This window comes from Prosthecobacter dejongeii, assembly GCF_014203045.1.
Taxonomy (GTDB): Bacteria; Verrucomicrobiota; Verrucomicrobiia; order Verrucomicrobiales; family Verrucomicrobiaceae; genus Prosthecobacter; species Prosthecobacter dejongeii.
This window is the reverse complement of record NZ_JACHIF010000006.1, coordinates 368,249-385,020: the sequence shown is the minus strand read 5'-3', so window position 1 is coordinate 385,020 and position 16,772 is coordinate 368,249. Positions and strand designations below refer to the sequence as shown.

General features: G+C 55.7%; 7 protein-coding genes and 1 pseudogene. 4 read left to right on the top strand and 4 right to left on the bottom strand.

All coding sequences use genetic code 11. The annotated features are described in order from the left end of the window. The first annotated feature begins 5 nt into the window (after window positions 1-5). The 4 genes from HNQ64_RS15770 to HNQ64_RS15755 are packed head-to-tail and all read left to right on the top strand — an operon-like array spanning window position 6 to window position 5,512. Entirely contained in the window at window positions 6-965 is a 960-nt protein-coding gene (locus tag HNQ64_RS15770; RefSeq protein WP_184210311.1) for a bile acid:sodium symporter family protein, read from the top strand. Beyond that, on the top strand, window positions 962-2,029 hold the full coding sequence (locus tag HNQ64_RS15765) for a phosphotransferase family protein (protein WP_184210309.1): 1,068 nt from the start codon (window positions 962-964) through the stop codon (window positions 2,027-2,029). Before HNQ64_RS15770 ends, HNQ64_RS15765 begins: the two co-directional genes overlap by 4 nt. A 19-nt stretch (window positions 2,030-2,048) precedes the next feature. Beyond that, window positions 2,049-2,771 carry an HpcH/HpaI aldolase family protein gene (locus HNQ64_RS15760; RefSeq protein ID WP_184210307.1) on the top strand — a complete coding sequence of 241 codons (723 nt, stop codon included), beginning with the start codon at window positions 2,049-2,051 and terminating at the stop codon, window positions 2,769-2,771. Window positions 2,772-2,812: 41 nt separating this feature from the next. Then, window positions 2,813-5,512, top strand: coding sequence for an exo-alpha-sialidase (locus tag HNQ64_RS15755; protein ID WP_184210305.1), 2,700 nt, complete (start codon window positions 2,813-2,815; stop codon window positions 5,510-5,512). A gap of 59 nt (window positions 5,513-5,571) precedes the next feature. On the opposite strand, the gene HNQ64_RS15750 is transcribed toward HNQ64_RS15755, so the two are convergent. From HNQ64_RS15750 to acnA, 4 genes and pseudogenes are all read right to left on the bottom strand, one after another. Continuing rightward, window positions 5,572-11,244: a choice-of-anchor tandem repeat GloVer-containing protein gene (locus HNQ64_RS15750; RefSeq protein WP_184210303.1), complete on the bottom strand. Its 5,673-nt coding sequence runs from the start codon at window positions 11,242-11,244 to the stop codon at window positions 5,572-5,574. Window positions 11,245-11,418: 174 nt separating this feature from the next. Beyond that, window positions 11,419-11,604, bottom strand: a pseudogene (locus tag HNQ64_RS24485) (choice-of-anchor tandem repeat GloVer-containing protein); the annotation flags it as partial. Window positions 11,605-11,804: 200 nt separating this feature from the next. After that, window positions 11,805-13,616 (bottom strand): peroxidase family protein, encoded by a 1,812-nt coding sequence (locus HNQ64_RS15745; RefSeq protein ID WP_184210301.1) that lies wholly within the window; start codon window positions 13,614-13,616, stop codon window positions 11,805-11,807. Window positions 13,617-13,890: 274 nt separating this feature from the next. Next, a complete protein-coding gene (gene acnA / locus HNQ64_RS15740) occupies window positions 13,891-16,695 on the bottom strand; it encodes an aconitate hydratase (RefSeq protein ID WP_184210299.1) in 2,805 nt (934 codons plus the stop codon). Window positions 16,696-16,772: the final 77 nt, after the last annotated feature.

The window sequence follows — 16,772 nt, the reverse complement described above, 5'->3', positions numbered from 1 at the left end:
TGCGGATGCAAAATCTCCTCACCCGCTTCACTGGTCTCTACCCCCTGTGGCTGCTTGCTTTTGCCGCCTTGGCTTTTGTAAAACCCGAGAGCCTCTTTTGGTTCTCTGGGCAATGGATTACCTGGGCACTGACCACCGTCATGCTGGGCATGGGCTTTACCCTGACCGTGGATGACTTCCGCCGCCTACTGAAGATGCCGGGCTGCGTCGCGCTCGGTTTTGCGGCTCAATACACCATCATGCCGCTGGCAGGGTGGGCCGTTGCAGAAGCGATGAATTTGGAACCCGGTTTTGCCATCGGCCTCATCCTCGTCGCTAGTTGCCCCGGCGGCACCGCCTCCAACATGATCACTTACTTGGCTCGTGCCAATGTGGCCCTTTCGGTCATCCTGACCTTGGCCTCCACGCTGCTGGCTTTCATCATGACCCCGCTCTGGTGCAAGACGCTGGCCGGCACCTATGTGGCCGTGGATGCCTGGGGACTGTGTCTTTCCACACTTCAGGCTGTCGTGGTGCCAGTCATCATCGGTGTACTGTGCAACTGGCGTTTCCCTCAGACTGTCGCCAAAGTGGCCACGCTCGGTCCCGTCGTCTCCGTCATCGCCATCTGCTTTATCACGGGCGGCATCGTCGCCCAGAGCGCAGACTCCATGGCTGCCAATGCGGGCAAGCTCACTCTAGCGGTGGCTTTGCTCCACCTCATCGGCTTTGCCCTGGGCCACATCGTTTCAAAAGTCTTTGGCTATTCGGACGACGTGGCTCGCACCGTGTCCATCGAAGTCGGCATGCAAAACGGAGGCATGGCAGCCATGCTGGCGAAAAGACACTTCACCACCGAACCGCTTTCCGCCGTGCCTGCCGTCTTCAGCGCGCTGATGCAAAACCTCATCGGCTCCCTCCTCGCCGCCTGGTGGCGTGCCCGGCCTGTGCCATGCACAGACGTGTCCGATAAAAATTGCCCATGAGCCGCAGCCACATTTACTACTGGAAATGCGATCGCCCGGCAGCCTTTCACGGGACTGAGGTGCAGACTTCGGCAGATCTCTACCCACAGGTTCTTGCCCTCCTTAACAAGCAAAATCCAGGCCTAACCATTGATTTAAATGAAGGTGGTGGACAGGGCAATCACCGAACCTTCATCGCTCGCATTCGCGAGGAAGATGTCTTTGTGCGGATTGAAGATGGGCCAGAGCATGACGATTACATCGAAACCGAATCTCGCGTGCAAGAAGCTGTGCGGGCCCTTGGCATTCGCACGCCAAGGATTTTGGGTGTGGATGCCAGCCGCCATGAGGTGCCTTTTGCCTGGCAGCTTATGGAAGTGGTTCCTTATCCAGACCTCAACCACTGGCAGAAACGTGGGGAGTTGAACCTGCCCCGCATGGCTCATGAAATCGGCAGTGCCGTGGCCCGCTGGCAGGATGTTCCGGTGGACCGTTTCGGCCCCTTCCAATCAAGAGGTGAAGGTTTAACAGGCTTTCATGCCAGCTATGCCGATTACTTTCATCTACACCTCGACCGCCATCTGCATTTCCTCAACCAGCATCAATTCCTGTCACTGGCTCACGCCGATGACATCCGCCGGGAAATCAAAATCCACGAACCGCTGCTGCATCTACCCTACGGCTGCCTGGTCCACAAAGATCTCGCCCTTTGGAACATCCTCGGGAAGAAGGATGAAATCCTCTCCTTCATTGATTGGGACGACTCCATTTCAGGAGATCCCATGGATGACCTCTCTTTGCTGGGCTGCTTCTACGATGGCGCCGTCATTGCACAGGCTCTGTCCGGTTATGAACGACTCAAACCGCTACCCCAAGAGCATCGTCGGCGCTTCTGGCTGCATCTTCTCCGCAACATGATCGTGAAGGCCGTCATCCGCGTGGGCGCAGGTTACTTTGACCGTAACGATGGCTTTTTCCTCATCGGCTCCGGCAGTACGGGAGCAGACCTTCGCAGCCTCACTCAGGCCCGGCTTCAGGCTGCACTCCAAGGGCTGCGCGACGACGCAGCCATCACCACACTTTAGCAAATCCCCTTTCCTTTTTATGAATCCTCCTTCGCCTTCACATATCGGCACCTGGCTTTCGATTGGTTCACCTGTGATTGCCGAGTTGGCCGCCGCCTGCGGTTTTGACTGGGTCTTGCTCGACCTGGAACATGGCTGCGAATCTGAAGCCGCCATTCCTAACCAACTGCGTGCGCTACGTGGCAGCTCCACCCAGGGCATCGTACGTGTGGGGGCACCGCACCCAGACCTTATTGCCCGTGTTCTCGACTGGGGCGCCCACGGCATCATGGTTCCGCACGTCAACACCGCGGCGGAGGCTGAAGCCATCGTCAAAGCTGCGCACTATGCCCCCCGTGGTCATAGGGGCTTTTCGCGCACCGTTCGCACCTACGACTATGGTTTAAACCCGCCCGGAGATGAACTAACCCGCCCCATCATCCTCGCTCAAATCGAGACCCTACAGGGAGTCGAACAGGCGGCGGCCATCGCAGCCGTGGACGGCATTGACGCTTTATTCGTTGGGCCAGCCGACCTTGGGCATGACATGAAAGTGCGACAGAGCAAGATCCTTTACGATGACTGCCTCCACACCGTGGCTCAAGCCGCCAACCAGTCAGGCAAAGCCAGCGGCATCCTCATTCGCAATGCTCAAGACCTCGAGAAAATGCGCTCCTTCGGCTTCACTTGGCTGGCGATTGATTCCGATTTGTCCCTGCTGCGTTCGGGATTTTTAGGCCATGTGCAAGCCGCCAAATCCTAACCAATAATTCATCAAAACAACTCTTTCATACCCTTCCCCTTATGAAGCTCTGCCTCACTCTCCTGTCATGGCTGACATTATCAGCCCTGGCTCAAAACGATGCCTCCTTGCCCCCATCCATCTTGGATTTGCCGCTTAAGCCTGTGGTCATCAATACCGATCCCGGCCCCGAATATTCCGATGAACAACGTGACTACGCGATGGTCATCGGTATGGATCGCACGCCGAAAGGCCGCATCTGGGCCGCCTGGGTAGCCGGAGGCGACAGCCCACGCGCTTACTTCGTTGCAGCCAGCAGCGACGATGAAGGCAAGACGTGGTCAAAGCCCCGCCTGGTGATTGATGCGCCAGATGCCCCCACGGGCGTGGAGGTGAGTGTGCTGGTGGGAAATTTCTGGACAGACCCCACAGGTCGCCTGTGGCTCTTCTACGATCAATCCCTTTCCATGTTTGATGGTCGTGCCGGGCTCTGGGCCATCACCTGTGACAATCCCGATGATGACAAGCCCGTGTGGTCTGAGCCGCGCCGCATCTGGCATGGCATGACACTGAACAAACCCACCGTGCTCAGCAACGGTGAGTGGCTGCTGCCCATCTCACTCTGGACACGCGACCGTATCGGCGTGCCAGAGCTACGCGAAAAAGGTTACGCAGATCTCGATGAAGTCCGCATGGCTAACCTTTTCGTTTCAAACGACAAAGGTGTCACCTGGACTCGACGCGGGGGAGTCATGGTCCCAGAAACGGACTTCGATGAGCACATGGTGGTCGAGCTCAAAGATGGTCGTCTCTGGCTGCTGGCACGCACCAAACAAGGCATCTCTGAAAGCTTTTCTAGCGATCAAGGCCGCACCTGGAGCGAAGCCAAGCCTTCTGTGATTCAAAATGCCAGCGCCCGCTTTTTCATCCGTCGCCTCGCATCCGGGAATCTGGTCCTGATCAAAAATGGCCCGTTGGACAAACGCATCAAAGGCCGCAGCCACATGACGGCTTTTATCTCTGAAGATGACGGCAAGACCTGGAAGGGCGGCTTGATTCTCGATGAGCGAAATGGCGTATCCTATCCCGATGGATTTCAATCTCCCGATGGCACGATCAACATCATCCATGATCGTGAACGCGCCAAAGAACGCGAAATCATCATGCATCGGGTCACTGAGGCGGATATCCTAGCAGGCAAATTGGTAACACCGAATTCACAGACCAAGATGCTGGTGAGTAAGGCACGCGGAGCTGAAATCGGCCAGCGTCTTTACAATGGCATCCAACTTCCTAGCGAGTGGCCACCGCGCAACCTTGACGCGAAAAGCTACGAGCCTATGCCGGTGCCTTACTTGAAGGCCAAACCGAAAATCATCCCCATTGATAAAGGCAGACAGCTCTTTGTGGACGATTTTCTCATCGAGAGCACCGACCTTAAGCGCACCTTTCATCAGGCACGCAAACACGAAAAGAATCCTGTCTTTAAACCCGAGACAAAGTATGAGCTTGATCCTGTAAAAATCGAAGGTGACGAGCAGGCCGTCTGCTACCTGGGGCACGGCGGTGTGTTTTTTGATCCGAAAGAAGATCTCTACAAGATGTTTTATACCGCTGGCTGGCGCGGCGGGCTGGCGCTTGCCACAAGCAAGGATTTGCTCCAATGGACACGGCCAAACATCGGCACCGTCGGCGGCAATCTCTTGCTTCCCCCGGGACCTGAGTGGGCAGGCGGCGATAACAGCGTGTGGCTGGACGTGAATGCCAAGGACCCCATGCAGCGAGTGAAGATGATGACGGACCGCCGCCCCTTGCCCGCTGGCCACACATTGCAAACATCTCCCGATGGCAAGGTCTGGTCTCAAGGTGTAGCGACAGGCAAAGCAGGCGACTATTGCTCCTTCTTTTACAATCCATTCCGCAAAGTGTGGTGCTACAGCATCAAGCAAGGCGGCGAACATGGGCGCAACCGCTGGTACTCAGAAAATGCCGACTTCATCAAAGGGGCCGACTGGAGCCAATCTGTCTTTTGGTGCAATGCGGATAAGCTGGATGCACCCGATCCAAAAATCGGTGATGCCGCCCAACTTTACAGCCTCAACGCCACCGCTTATGAAAGCTTGATGCTGGGGGAATTTTACATTCACCTCGGTCCGGATAACAAAATTTGCGAAAACGGTAAATTCCCAAAAATCACGGAAATCAAGCTGGGCTTCAGCCGTGACGGTTTCCACTGGGACCGCCCCGATCGCCAGCCCTTCATCGCAGCCACTCGCCAAGAAGGCGACTGGGATCGTGCCTACATCCACGGCACCACTGGGGTCTGCATTGTCAAAGAAGACGAGATCTGGTTCCCCTACACGGGTTACTCAGGCATCGCCCCGAACGGCAAACGCGGCCTATACACTGGTGCGGCCGTAGGTATGGCGGTGCTGCGTCGCGATGGCTTTGCCTCCATGGACGCGGGTGAAAAGGAAGGTAGCCTCACCACCGAAACCGTCGCTTTTAATGGCCGTCATTTGCGGGTCAATGCAACGACCGCTAAGGGTGAATTACGGGTCGAAGTCTTGAATGAAAAGGGCGAGGTCATCGCTCCCTACAGCCAAGAAAATTGTATCCCATTGAAGGCGGATGCAACTCAACAGACTGTTGCATGGAAAGGCGCCGACTCCCTCGATGCCGTGCGTGGCCTGCCTTTGAAGTTCCGTTTCTACCTTAAACAAGGTAGCCTGTACTCCTTCTGGACGAGTCAAACACCTTGATCAGGCGTTCACAAAACAAGGCTCGCAGCTTAAGATCGCTGCGAGCCTTTTTTGTGGAGTTACGGTGCTGAATTCTCAGAAAGTGAAAAGCTCCCTGACAAAATAGGCGTGCTACCAGTGCCAGCCTGCGGCAGCAGGAAGAACCCCACACCTGCGTGCCCAGGCACCAGCAAGCCGTAAACACTGGCTCTGCGCACTTTGCTTCCAGGCTGCTCAAAGCTACCTGTAAGCTGGCCAGTTTTTACATTGATCTTGAGGTTAAACTTTTCACCAGAGTCTGTGATCGTGAGGGTATTCAGTGTGCTCAAAACAGCCTCGTAACTAAGTGCAGGAGTCACACCTCCATTCGAGGTTTCAACGAAGAGATCTTGTGACAGCCCCAATACCCTCTGGTTTTTTTGTGGCGCGGTGTAAATACCGCCACGGACATTCATCTGATGAAAGAAGCCTGCGGGATAATTCTGAGTCTTACCCTCAGGCTGTTCATTCTTTAGCCAATCCATGCTCCCAGTTACCGTAGGGCTATCCAGGTTTACCCAGCCCTGAACGCTACCTGTGTTGCTGTACAGCAGATTATGAAGGGCGACCTGCCCCCCTGTTCCCATGCTAGTGGCCCCAGTCATCTTACTGCCGTCAGAAAGAAGCCCGCTCCAACTTACCGTGCCCCTAGCGGAAACCGTGAGAATGGCGTGGCCTATGCCCGAGGGGGCACCCGTCTCCGGCAGTGCAGGGGTATTTTCATACATGACGTTATACGTGCCTGCCTGGGAGGCATCTGCCCTGGCACGCCAGGCCTGGATATCGGCCTCCGCGCCTGGGATCCCTACGGTCCCCAGTAATTGCCCTGGATGAACTAGATCTGAAAGCGGCTCCACAGTAAACTCCAACTGCAAAGCGGGAGCTGGCGAACGCCGAAGGATGGTAGCTCGCGCCATCGCCTTTACTGCTTCTGGATCATATTCCAATGTTCCTTTGAAGGCATATACGTTAGGGCCCAATTTGATTTTACCCGTCAGACTCCCTGCGAGATTCGTCACCACTTGAAGCGTGCCGCCAAACCCTTCTTCCGCCCCGCTCACGCCATTGAGAGTGAGATTGCGCTCAACCAAACCATTGAAAGTACCGACAATGCCGGGAGGTAAAGGTTCGACAATCCAGGCCTGAGGTAATGAACTCACGGTGCCTGCCACGTTGGTAGCACTGAAGATGATTTGATAGGGCTGCACCTGTCCTTTAACGATTTTAGCCATTGTCGGTGCTCCAGTAAGAATGCCTGTCACCGCGTCAATCTTAACACCCGGAGGAAGCCCCTTTGCGGTAAACTTTGCTCCATTCTGGCTGGCTGCCAGACCGATAAGAGGCACTGGCTGACTGACAAACAAAGGATCCAGTGACGGCAAAGTCAGAACTGGTAGGGTCAGTACATTCACGACTGTATCTCCATCCGCCACCTCCACTGTGCCCGTGGGGGTAGTCATGGTAATCACGCAGGTATAATTTCCTGTGTCGCCTGTCTGCAAATTCGAGACCTTGAGATTGGCAGATTGAGCACCCGAAATCACACTGCTGGTTAGCGTCGTGCCATCTTCCAAGATCTGTCCTGACCGCTTCCACTGATAACCCACAGAAACTCCCGGCGCTTTCGGAATCGAAACGGTGCTCTTGAGCGTCAATGCAGCCCCCACTTTGAAATTGAGTGTCCCTTGGCGTAAAACGGCAAGGCCCAGGTAAGCATTCTCGGATATTTCTTCCCCGAGGGTATTCTCAGCGAAGACCGAATAAATGCCCACATCGGAAGCTTTAACGGCTGGAAGGTTAAATTCATTGCTGGTGGCATTCCGAATCACAACCAGGTTTTTACGCCATTGCAGGCTCATCGGTTGTTCCCCTACCACATCTACAGCGAAGGAAACGGGCTCGCCAATGAAGCCGATCTGAGAAGCGGGGGGCGTGGTAAAGGAGGGAGTCAGAGGCATGTACCCAGTCCCGGTTAAAGCGATGTCAAAAGGGTTTTCATTGGCATCATTGCTGGTTAGGCGAAGAATGGCCGTCCTCACTCCCGATGCCGATGGAGTGAAGTTGAGAACGAATGAAGTCGAGCCATTGGGGGCCAAACTTGTCACGGTCAGAGGAGCCGCCTCATACTCTGCCGCTTGATCTCCGGTGATGCTGAGGGAAAGATCGGTCAATGCTGCTGTCCCTAAATTACGGATCGTGATCAGCTTTGCCAGCGAGCCATTAGTCGCCACGAGATCAAAGTCCAAAGTTGAAACGCCATCCTCTAGAGATACGTCATTACCCACCGTTACGGCGATCTCTGGCACACTTACGCCCGTTCCGTTGAGAGTGAGTTCAAAAGGATTTTCATCCCCATCGTTACTCACGATTCGCAGAGTGGCCGTGCGACTGCCAGAGGCCTGCGGATTAAAGGTGACCGCAAAATTGACTTCAGATGCAGCGTTCACACTTGTGACGAGAGAGCCGATAAAGAAATCCGCGTTGTGGGTGCCCACAATACTGGCACTGACATTGGAAAGCGTGGCATTTCCCACATTGCGCAGGGTCAATGTGACAGCGTGCAAGTTACCTTGATTGACACTGCCAAAGTCAACCCCAGAGATCCCACTGACCAAATTTTCGACTCCATTCGCCAGAGCAATTTCTGGTGCGGAGACTCCCGTTCCAGATACCTGAATCACAAAGGGATTTTCATCTTCATCGTTACTGCCGATGCTCAAGACGGCAGAGCGTGAGCCACTCGCAGATGGAGTAAAAGTCACACTGAAAGTGGTGCTACCTTGAGCAGCCACTTCTTCAGCAGGCTGCGCTGTGACCACAAAGTCCGCCGCATGGGGGCCACTGGTATTGACCTGCAAAGTCTGCAATAGGCCACTGCCTGTGTTCCTAACAGTGAAAGTACGCACCTGCCCTACACCGACTGTGCCAGAACCGAAATCATAAGAGGCTGTTCCACTCTCCAGATTTGTGGAGTTGGGAGACTCCACCGCGATTTCTGGTAGCAACACCCCTTGCCCTGTTAAAGGAATCTCAAAACTCGCTTCATCCGCATCATTGCTAGTGATGGTCAGCACCGCATTCCGCACACCCGCACCACTGGGTACGAAAGTGATGAGTAAGCCAGTGCTCATTTCTGTAAAAGGCAGACTGCTGACCCCGAGCGGGGTGGAGATAACAAAGTCTGAGGCGTGAGTGCCAGTGATGTTCGCGGTTAATCCTGTCAACTCACCCGTGCCTGCCCCACTGCTGAGGTTCCTCACGACCACGGCCTGCTTGCGCATTTGGCCTAACAAGACGTCTCCCATATTCACCACCGTCACTCCATCTGTCAGTGGCTGCCCGATGGGGGACTCCACAGCAATCTCCGCTTGGGCAGGAACCGAGTTCTGCGGCCCGGTTTGGATGGAACGTAAGGGACCGTAAGAGGGCTCCCCGGTCTGTGTATTTGCCCGGATCCGGTAAAAGTAGGTGGTGAATGCCGGCAAATCAGTCAGCACGACCTCACAAAGACTGCCAGTGTAGCCGGTGCCGGGCGTGGCTGAGGCATTGGCCACATTGCCTAATGCAGTCGTCGGCCCCCACTCGATCTGGCAAGTGATGGCATTCCCATTCGGATTGGCATAACCACGGAGCGTCAGGGTGGTGTTCGCGGCCAAAGAGTAAAACGACGTGACGCTTGTGGAGTTGTATGGCTGCGTCATGACCGCAGGCCCAGTGCTCACTTGATACACCATGCCACCACCTGCAGGTTCTAGATCTTCATTGAATCCAGCCGTCCTATTCACACCATACCACTGGCCATCGCTGTGCTCATACAGCGGACCTGCTGGGGTAAAATCAGGCACCGTTCCTGGTCCTACAATGCCTTCGGCAAGGCTATGGAGCTTGCTCACTGCATTGGTTCCAGGGGTGATCTCATAGATGACCACACGCGGGCTGGCGTATGTGGTAAAGTCCTGCGTCACTTCTGAGCCGATGAAGCGGAGTTTTCCAGAAGCTGCCTTTGTGAGGGTTCCGCCTATCACTCCGCGCTGCGGATAGCTGGTATCCACAGTCGTAAAAACATTGGTGAAAGAGGAGGTTCCTGGCTCAAACTTAAACACCGTCGTGGCGGTCGTGCCCCAGACGTTTCCACTGGCATCCACCGCTAAATCCCCCGTAGGCGTGTGCCCGACCGCCGCACCACTGCTGCCGGTGAAGGCAAGCATGGAGGTAAAGGCGCCTGTGCTCGTTTGAATCTTGAACAAAGTCCCTCGGTTCGAAGGTCCTCCAAACTGGGTCGAACCCCACACATGACCACTCGCATCTGCGGCTAAGCCACAAAGAGGCTCAGTTCCATTGACACTGTCTGCACTGCTGAACGTGCGCACATAAATGACATTGGAGGTAATCGGATCTACCTTGAAAACGCTGCCTAGACTGCTGCTAGAACCCGTGCTGGTCGTCCCCCAAATGTATCCATCTCCTGGAGCGATGAGACTGCCCTTTGGCCGACATCCACCGGTGGTCACGAATGAAGTTAAAGTCGTGAAGGTGTTGAAGCTAGGATCATACTTGAAAAGCGTGCCTACATTGCTGGTGCCACCCTCTTCAGTGGTGCCCCACACCAGCCCATTGGCATCCACATAGACCTTTCCATTCGGCTTTGACCCACGGGCTACACCTGCCGTACCTGTGAAGTGAATCTTTACCTCGCGCTCTCCCGTCGTGGGATTAAAACGATACAAGGTCCCCAGATTATTATTACCTCCCACAGAAGTCGTCCCCCACAGCCAAGGCTGGCTAGCATGGCCACTCACCCCTGCTAATGGCGTGCGCCCCAGGTAAGAAACTCCTGTGTAAGCAGCGCTGCTGGAAAGATGTTCCACCACCTTCGTAAAGGAACCGTCCGAGATTTTGATTTTATAAACGGCCCAACTGCTGGCGCTACCTCCCGCTGTGGCGATCCCCCAGAGATAGCCCTGACCGTCTGTCGTGAAGCCGGCTGCAGGAGACTGAATACTGGCATTCACACCGGTAAGATTGCCGAATTGTAGCACTGTCGTGAGTGTACCCGTGGCCGCTTCGATCTTAAAAACCGTCCCTTCATTGCCAATCCCACCACTCGTCGTCGCTCCCCACAGAAATCCTGCACCATCATTCACCAATGGCCCCACGGGACTCATCCCTTTATTCGTCGCGCCATTGTTGCTGAATTCGATCACGCCCGTAGCGGTATTCGTGGCCATGTGGACTTTAAAGACCGTGCCATTGTCTGACGCTAGACCGCCATCATTCGTGACGCCCCAAAGATAACCCAGACCATCCGGGACTAAAGCCGACTGGCAAACGCTGCCTTTGATAGCCCCCACATCGACCTGAGTTCCGGTGAACTCCACCACCGTGGTCAGTGTATTGCTTGCAATGTTGTATTTGAAGACGGTCCCGTCATCATACGTTCCGCCGAGGCTGGTCGTTCCCCAGAGATTCCCTGCTCCATCATAATACAGTGCACCCTGTGGCACACGTCCTTTCGGGGCAGTGGTATTACTAAAGGTGACCCTGCGAGTGAAGGCCCCTGTCAGTTCATGAATGCGGAAAAGAGTGCCGTGGGAAGCCGTGCCATTGGCTGTGTATTGCGTCATGCCCCACAGATAGCCTTGCCCGTCAGAGACCAAACCTGCCCCCGGACTGTTTCCCATGAACAGGCCTGCATTGCCTGTGAAGGTGACCATATTTTGGAATTCCCCAGTTTCGGGGCGCACGCGAAAAATGGAACTCGCTCCAGGCGCCGCAGCATTGGAACTCGTCGTTCCCCAGAGCCATCCATCTGAACTCGCTAATGGCGTGCTGGCCGGAAACTCCCCCGGCTGACCACCATTCATTCCGTCAAAAGACAACCCGCCAATTTTTCCGGACGGAGACATCTGAAACAGGGTGCCTTTCGTGAAAGCACCTCCACCAGGGCTTGTGCCATAAAAATTTCCATCCGAGTGAAGCAGGAGCGGCGCTCGTGGGGGGACACTCACACCGTTCGGATTTGGCCCCACTTCAAATCCCACTTGAGGAACTATTGCCGGGGTTGCTTGAAGCATCAGGCTACCCAAGAGCAAAGGCAGTAAAGGATTGAGAAGTATTTTTCTAAAGAGCATCGCAGAAAGCAACTCCCCTTTTCCTTTTCCGGTTACCAACTCAACTTAATTTTTTTGCATTTTGCACTCCTATTTTGTGCAGATTGGCAGCCATCTCTTCCGATGACTGCCCATCATTCCTTAAACGTGGATTTTAGCCCCACTCACTTCTTCTTTGGCGGAGGTGCCAGAAAGGCCTTGGGCCCCACCTCAGCACGGATTTCTGTGTTGCGCCGGATGATCACGCTCAGCGTCTGCTGCTCGACCAAGCGGACGATTTCACGAGGTAGATAAGCCTGGTACCAGAAGCGATCTCCATCCCGCAGGCGGGTGAACTGATCGGCCAGAACTCTGTGGAAAGTAGGCCCCACCATGGCCCCAGGAACATCTGCCTCAGCCAGGCCGCCGATCCAGAGATCAATGTCGGTTGGGTTTTCGTAAGCGGCATCCAACTTCGCCGCGACCTCGGGGCTTTTATTCACGTCGGAAAACTTGGTGATGGGCTTCAAACCCAGAGCCTGACGAGTCGCCGCCAAAGCTGGCAGCCCATGGTCACGACCACGCTGAATATTGAGAGAGGCGAGGTCCAAACCACCAGCCCCAGGCGCACCGAACAAGAAGTTTCGCACGTCATCAATCACCATTTCATCCAGCTCCTGAGCACGTTGGGAAGCCATGCCTCGAAGGATCACATCAATGCCTTCATGGCTGATCTCCTGAGGCTGGAAGAAGGAACCCGCCAGGCTGAGGCTACCTGCGGCAATCTCCTGCCCTTGGGCATCAATGCGCAGCAGTGTGGGTGATAGCAGGCTATGTCCCAGGCGATAAGCTGCCGTGGCAAACTCATTGCTAATGGTGGGATCTACATTCGTTTGATAACCCCGATAAGGCTTCAGTGCGGCAGGACCTAACAAAATGGGTAAAAACTCACGATAGGTGATGGCCTGCATCTCAGCGGCCACGATCATGCGGGCAAACTGGTAGATTTCCTCATCCGCTGCTTCAGGGTTCGCTCCGCGATAGAGATCCGCCCACCAGTTGTGCTCACGTAGAAACAGGGTGTGGATAGCGATCAAGCCGACTTGCTCATTCACCCGCACGTCCCCCGTCACAAAGAAGGATGGCCCAGGTGGGATATTGGGCAGATTATCGGTATTAAAGGGCAGTAAGTCTCCATGAGCACTGGTGCTCACTTTGAGGCGTCCCGTGCCGTCATTGGCCCGCAAAGCCGCCGCACGGGTGGCATCGGATCCATACACCTGGGAGGCATCAATCCAGGCTGTGAGCGCGCTCTTTTGCTGGCGTACTCCATCAACCATTTCATAAGCACTCCGGCTCAGTCCCATCGTCACTGTGCCCGTGCTTGCGGGATCGAACTGGGCGTCACCTGTCGGCACTGGAATCGGGAAAGCCTCAGCCGGGGTGGCGGTGGGTGTTTCATCCAGGTCATGATCTAGAAACTGGCCCCACTGCCAGAGGAAATCACTGGCTCCACGACGGTTCGGCCGCAGTGCGGTCTGGGCTGCGACGGCATTGCTCACCACCCGAGCGCTGGGACGAGATGCACCGGAAGGGGCTTCTACACCATCCGCGTAATCCGCAGGCACCAGGCGACGAAAGGGTTTGTTAGGCGTGCCCCACTCAGCGTTGGCCACGTTGTTTGCCGAACCGTCCGCTGTGCGAAACTCCTCAGGCAGGGTAAAGGATTCTGGCAAAGCAACTGGACGTGGAACTCCTGGATTTTTTGGCGGCTGTGGCTTCCCTGTCGGTGGGTGCTGGGGCGGATTTCCCTGTGGAGGCTTGCCCGGGTCTGCACGCGGAATGGGGGCGGGATCACCTGGACGGCCTTGTGGGGGCGTGCCAGCGCCAGGCTTGGGTGGCGGTCCTTGCTGGGCGAGGGAGACACCTGCCACACTCAGCAGCGCAAGCGTGGCCGTAGTGCGGAGAAAGCGACGGGGATTGGAGTTCGGTTTCATGGTCTGGTTTGTTGGTTTGGCCGTGTGTCGCCAGTCGGACCAGCGTCATCACACCGCTAACAGACCACCCGTGTGTAAAGACTGTATGTCAGCCGACCGGGTTTATTGTGAAGGAATGGTAAATGTGGATCAAACAGCCACGACCACACGTTGAGCACCCCTTTTCATCTCATTGCAGAGCCTGATTAAATTCGCACCTAAACGCAAAAAACCCCACAGTCCAAAGACCATGGGGTTTTAAGGAATGGCAGACTCGGCGTCTGCACTTCAATGGTTAGGTATTCGCACGCAAGATCTGGGCGAGCACATACGGCAGGATGCCGCCAGCGCGGTAGTAATCAATTTCCACCGGGGTATCAATGCGCACCACAAGAGGGATATCGAAGCTGCTGCCATCGGCCTTGGTCACGCGCAGGGTAGCCTCGCTCTGGGGCTTGGTCTCATTGGAGATGCCCAGGATGCTGAAGGTGGCATCGGCCAGATCCTTCACCTTATCGTAGTCAGCCTTGTCCTTGAAGTTGCAAGGCAGGACGCCCATACCCACCAAGTTGCTGCGGTGGATACGCTCGAACGATTTCGTGATCACGGCTTTGACGCCGAGGAGACGAGTTCCCTTGGCGGCCCAGTCGCGGCTGCTGCCCATGCCGTAGTCTTCACCACCGATGATGATGCTAGGCGTGCCTGCGGCCATGTAGGCGATGGCGGCATCGTAGATGCTCATCTCCGTGCCTGCTGGCTGGAGAAGAGTATCGCCACCTTCCTTGCCACCCAGCATCAGGTTCTTGATGCGCACGTTGGCAAAGGTACCGCGGGTCATCACCCGGTCATTGCCGCGGCGGCTACCGTAGCTGTTGAAGTCACTCTGAGCCACGCCGTTTTCGCCGAGGAAACGACCGGCAGGACTGGTCTTTTTGATAGCACCCGCAGGGCTGATGTGGTCCGTCGTGACGCTGTCACCGAAGATGCCCAGAGGCCGTGCATTGACGATCTCGTGGATGTCATTCGGATCCATGCTGAAGTCCTCGAAGAAGGGAGGATGCTGGATGTAGGTGCTCTTCTCGTCCCAGCCATAGACCAGACCGGTGGAAGCAGGGATCTCATTCCACTTCGGATTCTGGCTAGCAAAGTCCGTGTAGAGAGCGCGGAAGACGTCTGGGGAAAGGGCCGATTTCAGGGCGTCCTGGATCTCCTGGAGAGAAGGCCAGATGTCTTTCAGGTAAATGCCGGTGCCGGGTACGATTTCATCCTTGCTCAGGTCAATGTCCACCGTGCCTGCAATGGCGTAGGCCACCACGAGCGGGGGGCTCATGAGGAAGTTCGCCTTGATGCTCTGGTGCACACGCGCTTCAAAGTTGCGGTTGCCGGAAAGCACGCTGGCAGCGACGATGTCTTCCGCCTTCACCACGTCTTCAATGCCTGCATCCAGAGGCCCGGAGTTGCCGATGCAAGTGGTGCAACCGTAACCGACGGTCTGGAAGCCCAGCTTGTCGAGCTCGACCTGGAGGCCAGTTTTGTTCAGGTAATCTGTCACCACGCGGCTGCCTGGCCCAAGGCTGGTTTTCACCGCTGGTTTCACTGTCAGACCTTTGGCATTGGCTTTCTGGGCCAGAAGACCAGCGGCCAGCATGACACTGGGGTTGCTGGTGTTCGTGCAGCTTGTGATAGCGGCGATGAGGACGCTGCCATGAGTGATGACGTCTTTTTCACCACCTTTGCTGTCCACGCTCACTTCATACAGGGGATAGGCAGCTTGGTCGCTGCTCTCTGTGACCACACCTTCCTGAGCCCCGAAAGCGCTCGAGACCGAGTCCTTATTGTCAGGGATGGAGTCCAGCGTGGCAGGCACTTCAGGAGCTTCGCCGACCGCCAGTTCAGGGGTCTTGCCATAACCCTGAGGCGTTGGCTTGGTCAAAATGTCATTCCAGGTGCTCTTGAGAGCTTCGACGGTGATGCGATCCTGCGGGCGTTTCGGGCCAGCCACGGAAGGCTGAATGTCGCCCAGGTCCAGAGTCAGTTCGCTAGTGAATTCCACCTCACCCTTTTTCGGGATGCCGAACATACCCTGGGCCGTGTAGTAGTTTTTGAAAGTCGTGCAAAGCTCTTCGCTGCGGCCTGTGCCACGCAGGTAGTTGACGCACTCTTCATCCACCGGGAAGAAGCCCATCGTGGCCCCGTATTCAGGGGCCATATTCGCGATCGTCGCGCGGTCTGGCAGCGGCAGGCTTTCAGCCCCTGGACCATAAAATTCAACGAACTTGCCCACCACGCCGTGCTTGCGCAGCATCTGGGTGCAATGCAGGGCCAGATCTGTCGCTGTCACGCCTTCACGCAGGCTACCTGTGAGGTAAACACCCACCACTTCAGGCACCAGGAAGGTCACGGGCTGGCCCAGCATCCCAGCTTCCGCCTCAATGCCGCCCACGCCCCAGGCCACCACGCCCAGGCCGTTGATCATGGTCGTGTGGCTGTCTGTGCCGACCAGTGTGTCTGGATAAAACACACCGTCTTTTTCCAAAACACCTTTGGCCAAGTACTCCAAATTCACCTGGTGAACGATGCCGATGCCAGGAGGCACCACCTTAAAAGTATCGAAAGCCTGCTCACCCCATTTCAGGAATTCATAACGCTCGCGGTTGCGCTCAAACTCAAGAGCTAGGTTCTGATTCAGCGCTGCCTGGGTACCGGCAAAGTCCACCTGCACGCTGTGGTCCACCACCAGATCCACAGGCACCAGGGGCTCGATCATCTTTGTGTTCTTGCCCATCTTCGCCACGGCACTGCGCATGGCCGCAAGGTCCACCAAAAGAGGCACGCCCGTGAAGTCCTGAAGGACAATGCGAGCCACGGTGAATGGGATCTCGTAGTCTCCTGGATTCTTGGCATTCCAGTTGGCCAGATTCGTCACATCCTTCACCGTCACCTTCTTGCCGTCTAGATTGCGCAGAAGTGACTCCAGCACGATTCGGATGGAAATCGGCAATTTCGAAACCGGGCCCACGCCCTGTTTTTCGAGTTCGGGCAGAGAATGATATTTGCCTGTGGAGCCGGTTCCGGTGGTGAAAGTACTGAGGGTGTTCATCGGGTGAAGATCAGGGATAGCGAGTCTAGCACGATTGGCACCAAAATTTTGCAGCTTTTCACCAGGAAAGCCCCACC

What these genes read in the sequence shown, in the direction of transcription:
- HNQ64_RS15760 (WP_184210307.1), top strand. Translation starts at nt 2,049, where the DNA reads ATGAATCCTCCTTCGCCTTCACATATCGGCACCTGGCTTTCGATTGGT.
- HNQ64_RS15745 (WP_184210301.1), bottom strand. Translation starts at nt 13,616, where the DNA reads ATGAAACCGAACTCCAATCCCCGTCGCTTTCTCCGCACTACGGCCACG.
- HNQ64_RS15765 (WP_184210309.1), top strand. Translation starts at nt 962, where the DNA reads ATGAGCCGCAGCCACATTTACTACTGGAAATGCGATCGCCCGGCAGCC.
- HNQ64_RS15750 (WP_184210303.1), bottom strand. Translation starts at nt 11,244, where the DNA reads ATGGTCACCTTCACAGGCAATGCAGGCCTGTTCATGGGAAACAGTCCG.
- HNQ64_RS15755 (WP_184210305.1), top strand. Translation starts at nt 2,813, where the DNA reads ATGAAGCTCTGCCTCACTCTCCTGTCATGGCTGACATTATCAGCCCTG.
- HNQ64_RS15770 (WP_184210311.1), top strand. Translation starts at nt 6, where the DNA reads ATGCAAAATCTCCTCACCCGCTTCACTGGTCTCTACCCCCTGTGGCTG.
- acnA (WP_184210299.1), bottom strand. Translation starts at nt 16,695, where the DNA reads ATGAACACCCTCAGTACTTTCACCACCGGAACCGGCTCCACAGGCAAA.